Source organism: Streptomyces sp. NPDC127100 (assembly GCF_042724095.1).
Lineage (GTDB): Bacteria > Actinomycetota > Actinomycetes > Streptomycetales > Streptomycetaceae > Streptomyces.
This window is the reverse complement of sequence record NZ_JBHXFL010000001.1, coordinates 84,807-103,522: the sequence shown is the minus strand read 5'-3', so window position 1 is coordinate 103,522 and position 18,716 is coordinate 84,807. Positions and strand designations below refer to the sequence as shown.

At 72.5% G+C, this 18,716-nt stretch carries 11 protein-coding genes; 10 read left to right on the top strand and 1 reads right to left on the bottom strand.

The genetic code is table 11. The features are described from left to right. Positions 1-83: 83 nt before the first annotated feature. Complete coding sequence (locus ACFWJB_RS00450) at positions 84-2,564, bottom strand: DEAD/DEAH box helicase (protein WP_386919296.1); 2,481 nt, start codon at positions 2,562-2,564, stop codon at positions 84-86. An 82-nt stretch (positions 2,565-2,646) separates the two neighbouring features. Between ACFWJB_RS00450 and bldG the strand changes: the two genes are divergently transcribed. The 10 genes from bldG to ACFWJB_RS00400 all read left to right on the top strand — a co-directional run bounded on the left by bldG (position 2,647) and on the right by ACFWJB_RS00400 (position 18,608). Beyond that, complete coding sequence (bldG, locus tag ACFWJB_RS00445; protein WP_003975386.1) at positions 2,647-2,988, top strand: anti-sigma factor antagonist BldG; 342 nt, start codon at positions 2,647-2,649, stop codon at positions 2,986-2,988. A 103-nt stretch (positions 2,989-3,091) separates the two neighbouring features. Further along, the gene (locus tag ACFWJB_RS00440; protein ID WP_386919294.1) at positions 3,092-3,520 is read left to right on the top strand and encodes an ATP-binding protein; all 429 of its coding nucleotides are present in this window, start codon (positions 3,092-3,094) and stop codon (positions 3,518-3,520) included. A gap of 292 nt (positions 3,521-3,812) precedes the next feature. Next, on the top strand, positions 3,813-6,218 hold the full coding sequence (locus ACFWJB_RS00435; protein ID WP_385461587.1) for a sodium-translocating pyrophosphatase: 2,406 nt from the start codon (positions 3,813-3,815) through the stop codon (positions 6,216-6,218). Between the two features lie 204 nt (positions 6,219-6,422). Beyond that, complete coding sequence (locus tag ACFWJB_RS00430; RefSeq protein WP_385461590.1) at positions 6,423-7,013, top strand: small secreted protein; 591 nt, start codon at positions 6,423-6,425, stop codon at positions 7,011-7,013. Between the two features lie 85 nt (positions 7,014-7,098). Then, positions 7,099-8,613, top strand: coding sequence for a methyltransferase (locus ACFWJB_RS00425; RefSeq protein ID WP_385461593.1), 1,515 nt, complete (start codon positions 7,099-7,101; stop codon positions 8,611-8,613). A gap of 196 nt (positions 8,614-8,809) precedes the next feature. Beyond that, a complete protein-coding gene (locus tag ACFWJB_RS00420) occupies positions 8,810-9,007 on the top strand; it encodes a hypothetical protein (RefSeq protein WP_385461596.1) in 198 nt (65 codons plus the stop codon). Positions 9,008-9,279: 272 nt separating this feature from the next. Continuing rightward, positions 9,280-12,132, top strand: a complete 2,853-nt coding sequence (gene topA / locus ACFWJB_RS00415) for a type I DNA topoisomerase (protein ID WP_386919291.1) — start codon at positions 9,280-9,282, stop codon at positions 12,130-12,132. 131 nt (positions 12,133-12,263) lie between these two features. Next, positions 12,264-15,602, top strand: coding sequence for a dTMP kinase (gene tmk, locus ACFWJB_RS00410; RefSeq protein ID WP_386919289.1), 3,339 nt, complete (start codon positions 12,264-12,266; stop codon positions 15,600-15,602). Between the two features lie 100 nt (positions 15,603-15,702). After that, positions 15,703-16,908, top strand: coding sequence for a DNA polymerase III subunit delta' (locus ACFWJB_RS00405; RefSeq protein WP_386919287.1), 1,206 nt, complete (start codon positions 15,703-15,705; stop codon positions 16,906-16,908). Positions 16,909-17,000: 92 nt separating this feature from the next. Next, entirely contained in the window at positions 17,001-18,608 is a 1,608-nt protein-coding gene (locus ACFWJB_RS00400) for an alpha/beta hydrolase (RefSeq protein WP_386919285.1), read from the top strand. The last annotated feature ends 108 nt before the right edge of the window (positions 18,609-18,716 follow it).

The following is an 18,716-nucleotide window of genomic DNA, read 5'->3' as shown; positions in this document are numbered from 1 at the left end:
CGAGGCGCCGCGACGGCGTGGGTGGGCGCCGCGACGGCGTGGGTGGGCGCCGCGACGGCGTGGGTGGGCGCCGCGCCTGGCGCCTACCGTCCCTCCGTCCCGGGCGCCGCCTCCGCCTCCGCCGCTCCTCGCAGCAGCACCGTGAGCAGCCGTACGGCCCCCCGCTTGTGCAGCGGATCGTTGCCGTTGCCGCACTTAGGGGACTGGATGCAGGACGGGCAGCCCGCGTCGCACTCGCAGGAGGCGATGGCCTCCCGGGTGGCCGTGAGCCACGCCCGGGCCGTGTGGAAGGCGCGCTCCGAGAAGCCCGCGCCACCCGGGTGGCCGTCGTACACGAAGACCGTCGGCAGCAGTGTGTCCGGGTGCAGCGGCACCGACACGCCACCGATGTCCCAGCGGTCGCACGTGGCGAACAGGGGCAGCATGCCGATCGACGCGTGCTCGGCGGCGTGCAGGGCGCCGCCGAGGATCTCGGGGTTGATCCGGGCCTCGTCCAGCTGGTCCTCGGTCACGGTCCACCACACCGCACGCGTGCGCAGCGTCCGGGGAGGGAGGTCGAGCTTCGTCTCGCCCAGGACCTCGCCGGTGATCAGCCGCCTGCGCAGGAAGGAGACCACCTGGTTGGTGACCTCGACGGAGCCGAGGCACAGGCGTCCGTCACCCCACGGGACCTCGAGGTCGGTCCGGAGGACGGAGATCGACGTCGTGTCGCGGGCGACCGTGGAGTACGACGGCGTGGCCTGCTCCACCAGGGCGACGGAGTCCTCCAGGTCCAGCGAACGCACGAGATACGTGCGGCCCTGGTGGAGGTGGACGGCGCCCTCGTGGACGGACGTGTGGGCGGCACCGGCGTCGACCGTGCCCAGCAGCCTGCCCGTCCCGGCCTCGACGACCTGGACCGGACGCCCGCCCTCCCCGCGGATGTCGGTCAGGTCGGCGGCCCGCTCACGCCGCGTCCAGTGCCAGGCCCGGGTCCGCCGGCGCAGCAGCTTCGCCGCCTCCAGTTGGGGGAGCAGCTCCTCGCAGGCGGGGCCGAAGAGCTTCAGGTCGTCCTCCGTCAGGGGCAGCTCGGCCGCGGCGGCGCACAGGTGGGGGGCGAGGACGTAGGGGTTGTCGGGGTCGAGGACCGTGGACTCCACCGGCTGGTCGAACAGGGCTTCCGGGTGGTGGACGAGGAAGGTGTCCAGCGGGTCGTCCCGGGCGACCAGCACCGCCAGCGCACCCTGCCCCGACCGGCCCGCGCGTCCGGCCTGCTGCCACAGCGACGCCCGGGTGCCCGGGTAGCCGGCGATGACCACGGCGTCCAGGCCGGAGATGTCGACACCGAGCTCGAGGGCGTTCGTCGCCGCGAGCCCGAGGAGTTCGCCCGAGTGCAGGGCGCGTTCCAGGGCGCGGCGCTCCTCGGGGAGGTAGCCGCCGCGGTAGGCCGCGACCCGCCGGGTCAGTGAGCGGTCGACCTCGGCCAGGCGTTCCTGGGCGATCACCGAGATCAGCTCGGCGCCGCGCCGGGAGCGTACGAAGGTGATCGAGCGCATGCCCTGCACGGTGAGGTCGGTGAGCAGGTCGGCTGCCTCGGCGGTGGCGGTGCGGCGGACCGGTGCGCCCTTCTCGCCCTCCAGTTCGGTCAGGGGCGGTTCCCAGAGGGCGAACACCAGTTCACCGCGGGGCGAGGCGTCGTCGGCGACCTCGACCACCGGCAGTCCGGTGAGCCGGCGGGCCGCCACCGAGGGCTCGGCGGCGGTGGCGGAGGCCAGCAGGAACACGGGCGACGCGCCGTAGCGGGCGCACAGCCGGCGCAGTCTGCGCAGCACCTGGGCGACGTGCGAGCCGAAGACGCCGCGGTAGGTGTGGCACTCGTCGACGACGACGTACTTCAGCGACTTCAGGAAGGACGACCAGCGGGGGTGGGACGGCAGGATCCCGCGGTGCAGCATGTCCGGATTGGTGAGGACGTAGGTGGCGTACTGGCGGATCCACTCGCGTTCCTCGAACGGCGTGTCGCCGTCGTACACGGCGGCTCGCACAGATGTGCCCAGTGGTTGTGCGAGTTCCTTCACGGACCGGCACTGATCGGCCGCCAGCGCCTTGGTCGGAGCCAGGTAGAGGGCGGTGGCGCCCCGCCCGTTCGGGGCCTCGGAGCCGTCCAGGAGCGTCGACAGGACCGGCACGAGGTAGGCCAGGGACTTGCCGGAGGCGGTGCCGGTGGCGACGACCACCGAATCGCCGTCCAGGGCGTGTTCCGCGGCCCGTGCCTGGTGGGCCCAGGGGTGCTCGATGCCCGCGTCCCGCACCGCCGCGACGACCTCCGGGCGAATCCGGTCCGGCCAGAGGGCATGACGGCCCGCACGCGGGGGCAAGTGCTCCGTATGAGTGATGCGCGCAGCCCGGCTCGGTCCCGCGGCGAGCCGGTCCAGGACCGTGCCCGGATCCGGCCGGGAGCCGGGCCCCGCCGGGGTTCGATCGGATCGGTGATTCGTGGCCATCGGCACCGAGTGTGTCACTGGCGTGACGGACAATGGGGCCAAGGCGTCGTGCACGCCTGCCGGTAAGTGATTGAATGCCATCGCGGCTGGCGAACCGTCCTGGGGGCTTCAAGCCGAGGTGTCCCGAGGGACGACCGCTCGATAGCAAGGTGCTGGAGGATCCGTGGACCTGTCCCTGTCGACCCGTACCGTCGGCGATCGTACGGTCGTCGAGGTCGGTGGCGAAATTGACGTATACACCGCGCCCAAGCTGCGCGAGCAGCTGGTCGAGCTGGTGAACGACGGGAGTTTCCACCTCGTCGTCGATATGGAGGGCGTGGACTTCCTCGACTCCACCGGGCTCGGCGTGCTGGTCGGCGGACTGAAGCGGGTGCGCGCCCATGAGGGCTCGCTGCGCCTGGTCTGCAACCAGGAGCGCATTCTCAAGATCTTCCGTATCACCGGCCTCACCAAGGTGTTCCCCATTCACACCTCGGTCGAGGAAGCGGTGGCGGCCACCGACTGACGACTGTCCCCCGGGCCGGAGCCCGGGGCGACCGAACCAAGGAGGGGCTGGGCTGTCGGCAGCCCGGCCCCTCGACAGCACGCCCGTAGTACGAGGGGGATGCATGGCCACCGTCGAACTCCGCTTCAGCGCGCTGCCCGAGCATGTCCGCACCGCCCGTCTGGTGGCGGCAGCGGTGGCACGCAGGGCCGGAGTGGACGAGGCCGTCCTCGACGAGGTCAGGCTCGCCGTCGGCGAGGCCTGCACCCGGGCCGTCGGCCTGCATCAGCACATCGGCATCACCGCGCCGGTCCACGTGTCGCTGATCGAGGAGGAGAAGCAGTTCTCCATCGAGGTCGGCGACAAGGCGCCGCACGCGGTGCCCGGGGCCGCGGGCCGGGGCGCCGGCGACGACGTGGAGGCCGAGGAGGACGAGATGGGCCTCGCGGTCATCAGCGGCCTCGTCGACGACGTGGAGGTCTCGGCCGGCGAGGACGGCGGACTGATCCGTATGACGTGGCCGACCGCGACCGTGGTGCTGCCGCCCGTCTGACACTCGCATCACCCGAAGGGCCCTACCTCGTAGGGCCCTTTGTCATGTGCGGAAGATGCGGGCCGTGCATACAGTGGTGCCGTGCGGGAGCCAGGTGAATTCATTCACGATCAATCGCGCGAAAAAGGATCAGGTGAAAGGATCACGGCGTTAATGCCGAAGGGGCATTACTACGTCCGGGGTCCTTCCGGTTGACAGGTCAATTCCATTTGTCGTGCACTGTTTTGATCAGGTTCCGGTACCTACAATCCCGTCCACATCTTGAGCTCAGCCCAAGCGTCAAGGAGGACGAATGGCGGAGCTTTCCACCCCTCATCAGTTGGGCGATGCCTCGACCGTCGCCGCCGCCGTACTGACCGACGGAAACCGCGCCCTGGTCGCGGTCATCGCGGTCGTCGCGCTGGCCGCGCTGGTGCTCGCGGGGATCCTGGTGCGCCAGGTGCTCGCGGCAGGCGAGGGAACCGAGAGCATGAAGAAGATCGCGGCTGCCGTCCAGGAAGGCGCGAACGCCTATCTGGCCCGGCAGCTGCGCACGCTCGGCGTATTCGCCGTCGTCGTGTTCTTCCTGCTCATGCTGCTGCCCGCGGACGACTGGAGTCAGCGTGCCGGACGATCGGTCTTCTTCCTGATCGGCGCGGCATTCTCGGCGGCCACCGGTTATATCGGCATGTGGCTCGCCGTGCGCAGCAATGTGCGCGTCGCTGCGGCGGCGCGGGAAGCGACACCGGCCCCGGGTGAACCGGAAAAGGATCTCACCCTCGTCTCGCACAAAGCGATGAAGATCGCATTTCGCACGGGCGGCGTCGTCGGCATGTTCACGGTGGGACTCGGCCTCCTGGGCGCCTCCTGCGTGGTGCTGGTGTACGCGGCCGACGCGCCTAAGGTGCTGGAGGGCTTCGGCCTCGGCGCCGCGCTGATCGCGATGTTCATGCGGGTCGGCGGCGGCATCTTCACCAAGGCCGCCGACGTCGGCGCCGACCTGGTCGGCAAGGTCGAGCAGGGCATCCCGGAGGACGATCCGCGCAACGCCGCCACCATCGCCGACAACGTGGGCGACAACGTCGGCGACTGCGCGGGCATGGCGGCCGACCTCTTCGAGTCGTACGCCGTGACACTGGTGGCCGCGCTGATCCTCGGCAAGGTGGCCTTCGGCGACGCGGGGCTGGCCTTCCCGCTGCTCGTGCCGGCCATCGGCGTGCTCACCGCCATGATCGGCATCTTCGCGGTGGCGCCCCGGCGGGCCGACCGCAGCGGCATGAGCGCGATCAACCGGGGCTTCTTCGTTTCCGCGGTGATCTCGCTGGTGCTGGTCGCGGTGGCCGTCTTCGTCTACCTCCCCGGCTCGTACGCCGACCTGGACGGCGTCACCGACGCCGCCATCGCCGGCAGGGGCGGCGACCCGCGGATCCTCGCGCTCGTCGCCGTGGCGATCGGCATCGTGCTGGCCGCCCTGATCCAGCAGCTCACCGGTTACTTCACCGAGACCACCCGGCGGCCCGTCAGGGACATCGGCAAGACCTCGCTCACCGGTCCCGCCACCGTCGTCCTCGCCGGCATCTCCATCGGTCTGGAGTCCGCCGTCTACACCGCCCTGCTGATCGGCCTCGGCGTCTACGGGGCCTTCCTGCTCGGCGGCACGTCGATCATGCTGGCGCTGTTCGCGGTGGCGCTGGCCGGAACCGGCCTGCTCACCACGGTCGGCGTCATCGTCGCCATGGACACCTTCGGGCCGGTCTCCGACAACGCCCAGGGCATCGCCGAGATGTCCGGCGACGTCGAGGGCGCCGGCGCCCAGGTGCTCACCAACCTGGACGCCGTCGGCAACACCACCAAGGCCATCACCAAGGGCATCGCCATCGCCACGGCCGTCCTCGCGGCCTCGGCGCTGTTCGGTTCGTACCGCGACGCCATCACCACCGGTGCGCGGGACGTGGGCGAGAGACTCAGCGGCGACGGTGCGCCGATGAGCCTGATGATGGACATCTCGCAGCCCAACAACCTCGTCGGGCTGATCGCGGGCGCGGCGGTCGTCTTCCTCTTCTCGGGGCTGGCGATCAACGCGGTGTCGCGGTCGGCGGGTTCGGTGGTCTTCGAGGTGCGGCGGCAGTTCCGGGAGAAGCCCGGCATCATGAACCACACCGAGACACCGGAGTACGGCAAGGTCGTCGACATCTGCACCAGGGACGCCCTGCGCGAACTCGCCACGCCCGGGCTCCTCGCGGTGCTGGCGCCCATCTTCATCGGGTTCACGCTCGGCGTCGGCGCGCTCGGCGCGTTCCTGGCGGGCGCGATCGGCGCGGGCACGCTGATGGCGGTGTTCCTCGCCAACTCCGGTGGCGCCTGGGACAACGCCAAGAAACTCGTCGAGGACGGTCACCACGGCGGCAAGGGCAGCGACGCCCACGAGGCCACCGTCATCGGCGACACGGTCGGCGACCCCTTCAAGGACACCGCGGGTCCCGCCATCAACCCGCTGCTGAAGGTCATGAACCTGGTGGCGCTGCTCATCGCGCCGGCGGTCATCAAGTTCTCCTACGGCGCCGACCGGAGCGTCGGCGTGCGGGTGCTGGTCGCGGTCGTCGCGTTCGTCGTCATCGCGGCGGCGGTGTACGCGTCCAAGCGGCGCGGCATCGCGGTGGGTGACGAGGACAACGCCGGGCAGGAGCCCAAGTCGCCCGATCCGGCGGTGGTTTCGTAGCCGCCAGATCCGGCGGCGGCAGGCGGTCCCGCTCAACACACGGGCGGGCGGCGCGTACTGACGCGTCGCCCGCCCGTGCGGTGCGTTCGCGCGCTCTCGCGTGAGCCTTCTCTCTCTTGGTGCAAATGGCTTCAATACGGTCTTAATGGATGCTCGTCCTGCGAATGTCCCCCGTCCGGCGTGTATGTTCCGGGGCCGAGAGCCATGGAAGGGACCAATCCGGTGAACAAGAAGCTCGCGGCCGCACTGTCCGGCGGTGCGGTACTGGTACTGGCGCTGACGGGATGCAGCAGCGACGACGGCAACGACAAGCTGGACTCCTGGGCCAAGCAGGTCTGCGACGGGGTGCAGCCGCAGGCGAAGAAGATCGAGTCCGCCAATGCCGCCATCCAGAAGGAGACCTCGGACAACAGCACTCCGGAGCAGGTCCAGAAGACCGACGCGAAGGCCTTCCAGGACATGTCCGACGCCTACAAGGCGATGGCCGCCACGGTCCAGAAGGCCGGGGCGCCGGACGTCGAGAACGGCGAGAAGAAGCAGCAGGACGCGGTCAAGGAGCTCAACGGCCTCTCCGCCTCGTACGCCTCCCTGAAGACGCAGATGGAGAAGCTCGACACCAAGGACCAGGCGAAGTTCGCCGACGGCCTCAAGGACGTCGCCACCGAGCTGAACAAGCTCAGCAAGTCCGGCAGCGACGCGCTGAAGACCCTCGAGGAGGGCGACGTCGGCAAGGCGATGGCCCAGCAGCCCAGCTGCAAGTCGGCGACCCCGTCGGTACCGGTGGCCACGAGCTGACACCGGGGCACGGCGGGGACGGCGGCCGGGGTGCACCGGCCGCCGTCCGGCGGGCGCGCGGCGGAGCGCGGGCCACAATGGGGGAGTGAGTAACGCCAGCCTCTCCCCCCTGCCCTCCGCCGACCGCCCCGACGTCACCGCGCGGCTGCGGGACGCCCTGCTCGGGGCGTCCTTCACCGCCGACGGACTGCTGGAGCTGCTCGGCGCCCCCGCCTACGCGGCACTGTCGCGCAGCGAGGTCGTGCCCGCGCTCCGGGCCACCCGCGGCGACACCCCGCTGGAACTGCTCGTCCGGCTGTTCCTCCTCCAGCAGCCGGTGCCCCACGCGCGCGTGGCGGACGTCCTGCCCGTCGACGCGTGCCTGGAGAGCGGATGGCTCGTGTCCGTCGACGGCGAGCTGGCGGCCACCGTGGACGTGCGGCCGTACGGCGGGCCCGACGGCGAGGACTGGTTCATCGTGTCCGACCTGGGCTGCGCGGTCGGCGGCGCGGGCGGCATCGGCAACCGCGCCGAGGGTGTCGTCCTCGGCGTCGGCGGCGCCTCCACGACCCTCGCCGGCCTCACCGTCCGCACGCCCGTCTCCGCCGCCCTCGACCTCGGCACCGGCTCCGGCATCCAGGCGCTGCACGCCGCCCGGCACGCCACGCGCGTGACGGCCACGGACGTCAACCCGCGCGCCCTGCACATCACCGCGCTCACGCTCGCCCTGTCCGGGGCGCCGGCCGCCGACCTGCGCGAGGGCTCGCTCTACGAGCCGGTCGAGGAGGGGGCCACCTACGACCTGATCGTGTCGAACCCGCCGTTCGTGATCTCCCCCCGGGCCAGGCTGACCTACCGGGACGGCGGGATGGGCGGGGACGATCTGTGCCGCACGCTCGTTCAGCTCACCGGGGAGCGCCTGAACGAGGGCGGGTTCGCGCACTTCCTCGCCAACTGGCAGCACGTGGAGGGGGAGGAGTGGACGGACCGGCTGCGGTCCTGGGTGCCGCGCGGCTGCGACGCGTGGATCGTGCAGCGCGAGGTGCAGGACGTCACGCAGTACGCCGAGCTGTGGCTCAGGGACGCGGGCGACCACCGCGGCGACGAGACCGAGTACCGGGCGCGCTACGACGCGTGGCTGGACGAGTTCGAGGCGCGCAAGGTCAAGGCCGTCGGCTTCGGCTGGATCACGCTGCGCAGGACGGCGGCCGCGGAGCCGTCGATCACGGCGGAGGAGTGGCCGCACCCGATCGAGCAGCCGCTCGGGGAGACCGTGCGGGCGCACTTCGCCCGTCTCGACTACCTGCGGGACCACGACGACGCGGCCCTGCTCGAGGCGCACTTCGCGCTGGCCGCAGAGGTCGTCCAGGAGCAGGTCGGCCTGCCCGGCGCCGAGGACCCGGAGCACGTCGTCCTGCGCCAGAACCGGGGCATGCGCCGGGCCACCCGGGTCGACACCGTCGGCGCCGGCTTCGCGGGCGTCTGCGACGGCACCATGAGCGCCGGCCGCATCCTGGACGCCATCGCCCAGCTGGTGGGCGAGGACCCGGTGGCGCTGCGCGACCGCACGCCCGCGCAGATCCGGCTGCTGGTGGAGCAGGGCTTCCTGGAACCGGCGTAGCGGTTTCCCGCACCGGTGCGACGACGCGGGAAACCGCCCCGGTGCGCCCCGGCACCGGCGGCGGACCGGGGCGAACGAGCCACGGGCAGGCCGCAGCCGGCTCCCCGTTCACCTCGGGTTCGCCTGCCCGCCGTCCGCGCGTGACAGCCTCCCGGAGGCTGGGCACTCGCGGACGGAGAAAAGGGGCACGGGGACCATGGAGAGCGGGCCGGCGATCTTCGCGGGAATGGTGTTCGCCCTGTTCGGGGGCGGCCTGCTGGTGTGGACCGTGACACGGGTGCGGCACGGCCGGCCCGTCGCGCTGGGTGTGAGGCCCGTCGCATCGGCGACGATCGCGGGGGCCGCCGCGGTGGCCGCGCTGGCCGTCGGGGCATGGTGCCTGACGCGCGTGTGAGCGGCCGGATCCGGACGCCTGTCGCTTTTCTCCCCCGGTAATCGGGGGGCTGCGCTCCGGATACACGCATCCGGGCCGGTGGGCACTCCGGACGCAGGAACCGGGTTCGTCGGGTTACCGTTCGAGTGGCCGTTGCGGGCTTTTCCCGTTTGACACGGGGGCGGGAGGTACCGTCACACTCCGCAGCGTCACGACCGAAATGCAGCACGACCCGACCCCGGGAACACTGCCTGGGTCTGGCCCCCCAGCGTCGACCGGAGAGAAGAGCGAAGTTGTCCCCGACCAGCGAGACCGCGAACGGCGGCCGCCGACTCGTCATCGTCGAGTCGCCTGCCAAGGCGAAGACGATCAAGGGCTATCTCGGTCCTGGCTACGTCGTCGAGGCGAGCGTCGGGCACATTCGCGACCTTCCCAGCGGCGCCGCCGAGGTGCCCGAGAAGTACACCGGCGAGGTCCGCCGCCTCGGTGTCGACGTCGAACACGACTTCCAGCCGATCTATGTGGTCAACGCTGACAAGAAGGCGCAGGTCAAGAAGCTCAAGGATCTGCTGAAGGACTCGGACGAGCTCTTCCTCGCCACCGATGAGGACCGCGAGGGCGAGGCCATCGCCTGGCACCTCCAGGAAGTCCTCAAGCCGAAGATCCCGGTCAAGCGCATGGTGTTCCACGAGATCACCAAGGACGCGATCCGGGCCGCCGTCGCCAACCCGCGCCAGCTCAACCAGAAGCTCGTCGACGCCCAGGAGACCCGCCGCATCCTCGACCGCCTCTACGGCTACGAGGTCTCGCCGGTCCTGTGGAAGAAGGTCATGCCGCGCCTGTCGGCCGGCCGCGTCCAGTCCGTCGCGACGCGGCTCGTCGTCGAGCGGGAACGCGAGCGCATGGCCTTCCGCTCCGCCGAGTACTGGGACCTGACCGGCACCTTCGGCACGGGCCGCGCGGGCGACGCCTCCGACCCGTCGTCGCTGGTCGCACGCCTCCAGACCGTGGACGGCAGGCGGATCGCGCAGGGCCGCGACTTCGACTCCCTGGGCCGGATCAAGAGCGCGAACACCCTCCACCTCGACGAGGCGAACGCCCGCGCGCTCGCCGCCGCGCTGGAGAACACCCGCTTCGCCGTCCGCTCCGTCGAGTCCAAGCCGTACCGCCGCTCGCCGTACGCCCCGTTCCGTACGACCACGCTTCAGCAGGAGGCCTCGCGCAAGCTCGGCTTCGGTGCGAAGGCGACCATGCAGGTCGCCCAGAAGCTGTACGAGAACGGCTACATCACCTACATGCGTACGGACTCGACGACCCTGAGCGACACGGCGGTCACCGCCGCCCGCGCCCAGGTCACGCAGCTGTACGGCGCCGAGTACCTGCCGGCGCAGCCGCGGACGTACGCCGGCAAGGTCAAGAACGCGCAGGAGGCGCACGAGGCGATCCGCCCCTCCGGCGACCGCTTCCGCACGCCCGCCGAGACCGGACTGACCGGCGACCAGTTCAAGCTCTACGAGCTGATCTGGAAGCGGACCGTCGCCTCCCAGATGAAGGACGCGACCGGCAACAGCGTCACCGTCAAGATCGGCGGCACGGCCTCCGACGGACGGGACGTCGAGTTCAGTGCCTCCGGCAAGACGATCACCTTCCACGGCTTCCTGAAGGCCTACGTCGAGGGCGCCGACGACCCGAACGCTGAGCTGGACGACCGCGAGCGCCGTCTGCCGCAGGTCGCCGAGGGCGACGCGCTGACGGCCGACGAGATCACGGTCGACGGCCACTCCACCAAGCCGCCGGCCCGCTACACCGAGGCGTCGCTGGTCAAGGAGCTGGAGGAGCGCGAGATCGGCCGCCCGTCGACGTACGCGTCGATCATCGGCACGATCCTGGACCGCGGCTACGTGTTCAAGAAGGGCACGGCCCTCGTCCCGTCCTTCCTGTCCTTCGCCGTGGTCAACCTCCTGGAGAAGCACTTCGGGCGGCTCGTCGACTACGACTTCACCGCCCGGATGGAGGACGACCTCGACGCCATCGCGCGCGGCGAGGCCCAGTCCGTGCCGTGGCTGAAGCGGTTCTACTTCGGCGAGGGCACCGGTGAGGGCGCCGTCGCCGCGGCCGACGCCGGCAACGGCGACGGGGACCACCTCGGCGGCCTCAAGGAACTGGTGACCGACCTCGGCGCGATCGACGCCCGCGAGGTGTCCTCCTTCCCCGTCGGCAACGACATCGTGCTGCGCGTCGGGCGCTTCGGCCCGTACGTCGAGCGCGGTGAGAAGGGCACCGAGGAGTACCAGTCCCACGACGTGCCGGACGACCTGGCGCCGGACGAGCTGACCGTCGAGCACGCCGAGGAGCTGCTCGCCAAGCCGAGCGGCGACTTCGAGCTGGGCACCGACCCGGCCACCGGCCACGCCATCGTCGCCAAGGACGGCCGCTACGGCCCGTACGTCACCGAGGTGCTCCCCGAGGGCACCCCGAAGACCGGCAAGAACGCCGTGAAGCCGCGGACGGCCTCGCTGTTCAAGTCGATGTCGCTGGACACGGTGACCCTGGACGACGCCCTGAAGCTCATGTCGCTGCCGCGTGTCGTCGGCACCGACGCCGAGGGCGTCGAGATCACCGCGCAGAACGGCCGCTACGGCCCGTACCTGAAGAAGGGCACGGACTCCCGGTCGCTGACGTCCGAGGAGCAGCTCTTCACGATCACGCTCGAAGAGGCGCTCGCGATCTACGCCCAGCCCAAGCAGCGCGGCCGGGCGGCGGCCAAGCCTCCGCTGAAGGAACTGGGCACCGACCCGGTCAGCGAGAAGCCGGTCGTGGTCAAGGACGGCCGTTTTGGCCCGTACGTCACCGACGGCGAGACCAACGCGACCCTGCGCTCCGGCGACAGCGTCGAGGACATCACGCCGGAGCGCGGCTACGAGCTGCTCGCCGAGAAGCGCGCCAAGGCACCCGCCAAGAAGACGGCGAAGAAGACCGCGGCCAAGAAGACCACCGCCAAGAAGGCTCCGGCCAAGAAGACGGCGGCCAAGAAGACCGCGGCCAAGACCACCGCCAAGAGCACGGCCGCCAAGACGACGGCGAAGAAGGCGGCGACCAAGACGGCCACCAAGAAGACGGCCGCCTCCCGGACGTCGGAGGACTGAGCCGGTCCCAGGCCCTCGCACGGCACACTTTCGTTCGCTGAGCGAACGCCCCGGCATCGATTCGGTGTCGGGGCGTGCGTGTGTTCGGCCGGGTACCACGGCCTGCCGGTCGCGCCCGATAGGCTGAACGCATGACGCGAGCCGACCAGCCAACGGCCCCTCACCCCGCCCCGGACGACGCCCTGGTCGCGGACTCCCGCGAGCGTGCCGTCCGCGCCCTGCTGCGCCGGCCGCAGTTGAGGCGGTTGTGGGGCGCACAGCTCCTGGGGGGTGTCGGCGACACCCTCGCCCTGCTGGTGCTGGTGCTCCTCGCCGTGCAGGCCGCCATAGGCGCGGGCTCGTTCGGCGGGGGCTACCGGGGCGTGGCGTTCGCAGTGGCGACCGTTTTCGGCGTGCGCATCCTGGCGACGCTGCTCTTCGGCGCGGTCCTCCTCGGCCCGCTCACCTCGCTCACCTCCCAGGACGGTCCGCTCGACCGGCGCTGGACCATGGTGGGCGCGGACGGGCTGCGGGCAGCGCTACTGATCGTGGCGCCGCTGTGGATCGACTGGACCCCGGACGACGCCCTCGCCGTCCTCCTGGTGACCGGCTTCGTCACCGGCGTCGCCGAGCGCTTCTGGACCGTGTGCCGGGAGAGCGCGGCCCCCGCGCTGCTGCCCGCGCCGCCTCCGGAGGGCGCGACGGTACGGCCCCTGCCGGACCACATGGACGCCCTGCGCCGCCTGTCGCTGCGCACCACCTTCGCGGCGATCCCCCTCGCCGCCGCCGTGCTCGTCGTCGCCGGACTGCTGAACAACCTGCTGGGCACCGGTGTCGACTGGTTCGCCCAGCACCAGGCGGCCCTCGCCTCGTACGTGGCGGCCGGGCTGTTCGCCGCCTCCCTGTCCCTGGTGACCTTCCTCGAACTGCCCGGGACCCGCACGCCGCGCGCCCGGTCGCCGCTGGAGGGCCTGCGCCGCCCGAGGACGGCCGCCGGCGCCGACAAGGGCCGCACCGGCGCCGTGCCGCTGCTGGTGTTCGCCTGCGCGGCCGTCGCCGCCGTCGTGTCCGCCGTGGTCGCCGTGGCGGTGCTGCACGCCAAGGACCTGGGCGGCGGCCCGGTGCTGTACGGGCTGACGGTCGGCGTGCTGACCGGCGGCGTGGTCGTCGGCATCCGCACGGCCCCGGCCCTGCTGCCGTCCCTGTCGCGCCGGCGGCTGCTGTCCCTGGCGATCGCCTTCGTCGGCGTCGCCCTGCTGGCCGCCGGCCTCGTCCCGGACGTCACCACCGTGCTGCTGCTCCTCGCCCTGGCCGGCGTCGGCGCGGGCGTGGCCGCCAACACCGGGCACGCGCTGCTCGACCAGGAGACCGAGGACCAGCGCCGGGCGCGGACGACCGAGCACCTGCACGCCGTCGTCCGGGTCTGCGTGGCGCTCGGCGCGGTGATCGCGCCGGTCGTGGCGGCGGCGATCGGGCCGCACCGGCTGGAGAACGGCAGGTTCGTCTTCGCGCACGGGGGCGCCGCCTTCGTGCTGATGCTGGTCGGCGCGCTGCTGCTGCCGGTGGCCGCGCTGGTGCTGGCCAAGGTCGACGACCGTTCCGGGGTGCCGCTGCGGCACGACCTGCGCGACGCGCTGCTCGGCGGCGACGACCCGGCGCCGACCCCGGCGGCGAACGGTTTCTTCATCGCCCTGGAGGGCGGCGACGGCGCCGGGAAGTCCACCCAGGCGGAGGCTCTCGCCGAGTGGATCCGGGGCAAGGGGCACGAGGTCGTGCTGACCCGCGAGCCGGGTGCCACGCCGGTGGGCAAGCGCCTGCGCTCGATCCTGCTGGACGTGTCGAGCGCCGGTCTGTCGCACCGCGCGGAGGCGCTGCTGTACGCGGCCGACCGCGCGGAGCACGTGGACACCGTGGTCCGGCCCGCGCTGGAGCGCGGCGCCGTGGTCATCTCCGACCGGTACATCGACTCCTCGGTGGCCTACCAGGGTGCCGGGCGCGACCTGTCGCCCACCGAGATCGCCCGCATCAACCGCTGGGCGACCGACGGTCTCGTCCCGCACCTGACGGTCCTGCTGGACGTCCCGCCGGAGACCGCGCGCGAGCGGTTCACCGAGGCGCCGGACCGCCTGGAGTCGGAGCCCGCCGAGTTCCACGCGCGCGTGCGGGCCGGTTTCCTGACGCTGGCCGCCGCCGACCCCGGCCGCTACCTCGTCGTGGACGCGGGCCAGGAGCCCGAGGCCGTCACCACCGTCGTACGGCACCGTCTCGACCAGGTGCTGCCGCTGTCCGAGGCCGAGATCAAGGCCCGGGAGGAGGCGCGCCGCAAGGCCGAGGAGGAAGCCAGGCGGAAGGCCGAGGAGGAGGCCGCGCGCAAGGCCGAGGAGGAGCGCCTGGAGCGTGAGCGCCTCGAGCAGCTGGAGCGGCTGCGCGCCGAGGAGGAGGAGCGCAAGCGGCGCGAGCTGGAGGAGGCGCAGCGGCGCGAGGCCGAGCGGCAGGCCGAGGAGGCCCGGCAGCGGGCCGAGGAAGCCCGCCGGAAGGCGGAGGAGGAGCGGGCCCGGCTCCTCGCGGAGGAGAAGGCCCGCGCCGAGGAGGAGGCCCGGCGCCGCGCCGAGGAGGAGCGGCGCCGCAAGCAGGCCGAGGAGGAGGAGCGGCTGCGCGCCGAGGCCGAGGCCCGGCGCCTGGAGAAGCAGCGCAAGGCCGAGGAGGCCCTGATGCGGGCCGAGGAGGCACGCCGGGCGGCGGAGCGGGCGGCGGCCGCGGCTGCGGCGGGCCCCGGGCCGGCGGCCCCGCCCGCGGCGGACGGCCCCCGGCGCACCCCTGCCGCGCCGGACCCCTCGGACGCGCTGACCGTGCCGACGCCCGTCGTGACGCCGGCCGACGCGGCCGGCGGCTCGGCGGAGGACACGGCGGTACTGCGGCCGGTGCGCGACGCACGGGACGTGGAGGACGACGACGCGGGCGACGAGCGCGGCACGGCCGGGGACCGGGCCCGCGGACGCGGCGACGACGACCGGGCGTCCGGCGTGTCCGAGTCCGAGGTGACGACCGAGCTGCCCGTCCCGCCGGTGCCGTCCGGCGCCGCGGACGAGACCGCGGTGCTGCCGGCGGTGGACCCCCGCGCCGCCGACGAGACGGCGGTGCTGCCGCCCGTGACGCCGGGCGCCGCGGACGAGACGGCGGTGCTGCCCCCCGTGCGCGGGGACGACCCGGCCGACCGGGTGCCGCCGGGCTACTTCCGGGAGGAGGGCCCCGCCGGCGCCGACCGGTCCGGGGAGCCGCAGGAGATCACGCGCGAACTGCCCCAGGTCGACCCCGACCAGGAGCCGCCCCGCCGGCGCCGCTCCGACTGGGCCGAGGAGACACCGCTGGACGACCTGCCGACCCTGGCGGACGAACTGCTCGGCCCGCGGGACGACGACCGCGACGACGACCGGGACAAGGGCCGCGACGGCGACGGTGGCGGCCGCAGGAGGGGCCGGGGACGGCGCTGACGGCGTCCGCCGGCCGGCGCCCGTTGTCAGAGGCGCCCCCCACAATGGAGGGCGCGGCGCAGAGTGCGCGGCGGAGTGCGACGGAAGGACGGCGTGACCCATGACCGTGTGGGACGACCTCGTCGGGCAGGAGAAGGTGAGCGATCAGCTCGCCGCCGCCGCCCGGGACGCGGACGCCTTCGTCACCGCCGCCGCGACCGACGGTCCTCTCCCCGAGGCGTCGAGCATGACGCACGCCTGGCTGTTCACCGGCCCGCCCGGCGCGGGGGTGACGCAGACGGCGCGGGCCTTCGCCGCCGCGTTGCAGTGCGTCAGTCCCGACCGTGCCCTCGGCGGCTCGCCGGGCTGCGGCTTCTGCGACGGCTGCCACACGGCACTCATCGGCACCCACGCCGACGTCAGCACGGTGGTCGCGGTGGGCGCGGAAATCCTCTACCGGGACATGAAGGAGACCGTCCGTAAGTCCTTCACCTCCCCCGCGAACGGCCGTTGGCAGGTCATCCTCGTCGAGGAGGCCGAAAGGCTGAACGAGAAGTCCGGCAACGCCGTCTTGAAGGCGGTGGAGGAACCCGCCCCGCGCACGGTCTGGATGCTGTGCGCCCCGTCCGTCGAGGACGTCCTGCCCACGATCCGCTCCCGCTGCCGCCACCTGAATCTGCGCACGCCTCCGGTCGAGGCCGTCGCCGACATGCTCGTCCGGCGCGAGGGCGTCGAGCCGGACATCGCCGCCGCGGCGGCCCGCGCCACGCAGGGGCACATCGATCGGGCCCGCCGCCTCGCGACGGATGAGGCCGCCCGGGACCGCCGGGCCGCTGTGTTGAAGCTGCCGCTGCGGGTCGACGACGTCGGCAGCGCGCTGAGGGCGGCACAGGAGCTGGTGGACGCGGCGGCGGCGGACGCCAAGGAACTCGCCGAGGAGATGGACAGCAAGGAGGCGGAAGAGCTCAAGGCCGCCCTGGGTGCGGCCCAGGGTGGTCGGCTGCCGCGCGGCACGGCGAGTGTGATGAAGGATCTGGAGGAGAACCAGAAGCGCCGCAGAACGCGCACGCAACGCAACAGCCTCGACCTCGCCCTGAGTGACCTCACCACCTTTTACCGGGACATCCTGGCCCTCCAGCTCGGCTCCCGCGTGGCGATCGCCAACGCCGACTCGATGGACGTCTTGGAGCGCCTCGCCCGCGCTGGTTCGCCGGAGTCCACCCTGCGTCGTATCGAGGCGATCGCCGCCTGCGGGGAGGCCCTCGACCGCAATGTGCCGCCCCTGCTCGCGGTGGAGGCCATGACGATGGCGCTCAGAGCGGGCTGACGGGACAGCGACGGCGGTTGACCGGGGTACTCGTTCGGGGCACGGTCGGCACGTAAGGCGTCCGCGTCGTCGCGGAGAGTTACGCTCGTTGGATGCACACGAGGCGTACCCACCGCAGGACCCGTTCCGGAACGACGCTGCTCGCCGCCGCGCTGCTCGCCACCGCCTGCTCCGCCGGGGGTGCGTCCACGTCGGCCGGCTCCCCTGCCGCGGAGAAGGCGGGCGGAGCCACCGGGACGGCGCGGACGACCCTGGCCCCGCTGCCCGGCGCCACGCCGTCGTCCCTGTCCCCGTACTACGGGCAGAGGCTGAGCTGGCGCGACTGCGGCGTCCCCGGCTTCCAGTGCGCCACGATGAAGGCGCCGCTCGACTACGAGAAGCCGGCCGAGGGGGACGTACGCCTCGCCGTGGCGCGCAAGAAGGCCACCGGCCCCGGCAAGCGGCTCGGCTCCCTGCTGGTGAACCCGGGCGGGCCGGGCGGCTCCGCGGTCGGCTACCTCCAGCAGTACGCCGGCATCGGCTACCCGGCGGAGGTCCGCGCCCGGTACGACATGGTGGCCGTCGACCCGCGGGGCGTGGCCCGCAGCGAGCCCGTGGAGTGCCTCGACGGGCGGAGGATGGACGCGTACACGCAGACGGACTTCACCCCGGACGACGCGGGGGAGACCGAGGAGCTGGTCGGCGCCTACGAGGGGTTCGCCGAGGGCTGCGGAGCGCGCGCGCCGAAGCTGCTGCGCCATGTCTCGACCGTCGAGGCGGCCCGGGACATGGACATCCTGCGGGCTGTGCTGGGCGACGAGAAGCTGACGTACGTGGGGGCCTCGTACGGCACCTTCCTGGGGGCGACGTACGCCGGGCTGTTCCCGGACCGGGCGGGCCGCCTGGTCCTGGACGGCGCGATGGACCCGTCGCTGTCCGCGCGCCGCCTGAACCTGGAGCAGACGGCGGGCTTCGAGACGGCGTTCCAGTCGTTCGTGAAGGACTGCGTCCGCCGGGCCGGCTGCCCCCTCGGCGGGCCGGGCACCACACCCGGTCAGGCGGGCAGGAAGCTGAAGGCCTTCTTCGGCGACCTGGACGCCAGGCCCGTCCCCACCGGTGACCCCGACGGCCGCAAACTCACCGAGTCCCTGGCCACCATCGGCGTGATCGCGGCGATGTACGACGAGGGCGCCTGGCAGCAGTTGCGCGAGTCGCTGGGCTCGGCGATGAAGCGGCACGACGGCGCCGGCCTGCTGGTGCTGTCCGACAGCTACTACGAGCGCGAGGCCGGCGGCAGCTACAGCAACCTGATGTTCGCCAACGCGGCGGTGAACTGCCTCGACCTCCCGCCGTCCTTCTCCACGCCGGACCAGGTGCGCGAGGCCCTGCCCGACTTCGAGAAGGCGTCCCCCGTCTTCGGCGAGGGTCTGGCCTGGGCCTCGCTGAACTGCGCCTACTGGCCGGTGCAGCCCAGCGGCGAACCGCACCGCATCGAGGCCGCCGGCGCCGCCCCGATCGTCGTGGTCGGCACCACCCGCGACCCGGCCACCCCGTACCGCTGGGCCAAGGCCCTGGCCGGCCAGCTCTCCTCGGGCCGCCTCCTCACCTACGAGGGCGACGGCCACACCGCCTACGGCCGCGGCAGCACCTGCATCGACAGGGCGATCAACACCTACCTCCTGCGCGGCACCCCGCCGGCGGACGGCACACGCTGCTCGTGACCACCCCACCGGTCCCTCCCGCCCCGGACCCCCACCTCCGGGGCGGGTACGAAGCACCCCCGGAAACTGTGTAGACTTACCGACGTTGCTGATCGCACCATGGTGTGC

Coding starts and splice junctions, on each gene's coding strand:
- ACFWJB_RS00435 (WP_385461587.1), top strand. CDS start 3,813: ATGGCGGAGCTTTCCACCCCTCATCAGTTGGGCGATGCCTCGACCGTC.
- ACFWJB_RS00430 (WP_385461590.1), top strand. CDS start 6,423: ATGGAAGGGACCAATCCGGTGAACAAGAAGCTCGCGGCCGCACTGTCC.
- ACFWJB_RS00400 (WP_386919285.1), top strand. CDS start 17,001: ATGCACACGAGGCGTACCCACCGCAGGACCCGTTCCGGAACGACGCTG.
- ACFWJB_RS00440 (WP_386919294.1), top strand. CDS start 3,092: ATGGCCACCGTCGAACTCCGCTTCAGCGCGCTGCCCGAGCATGTCCGC.
- ACFWJB_RS00405 (WP_386919287.1), top strand. CDS start 15,703: ATGACCGTGTGGGACGACCTCGTCGGGCAGGAGAAGGTGAGCGATCAG.
- tmk (WP_386919289.1), top strand. CDS start 12,264: ATGACGCGAGCCGACCAGCCAACGGCCCCTCACCCCGCCCCGGACGAC.
- ACFWJB_RS00450 (WP_386919296.1), bottom strand. CDS start 2,564: ATGGCATTCAATCACTTACCGGCAGGCGTGCACGACGCCTTGGCCCCA.
- ACFWJB_RS00420 (WP_385461596.1), top strand. CDS start 8,810: ATGGAGAGCGGGCCGGCGATCTTCGCGGGAATGGTGTTCGCCCTGTTC.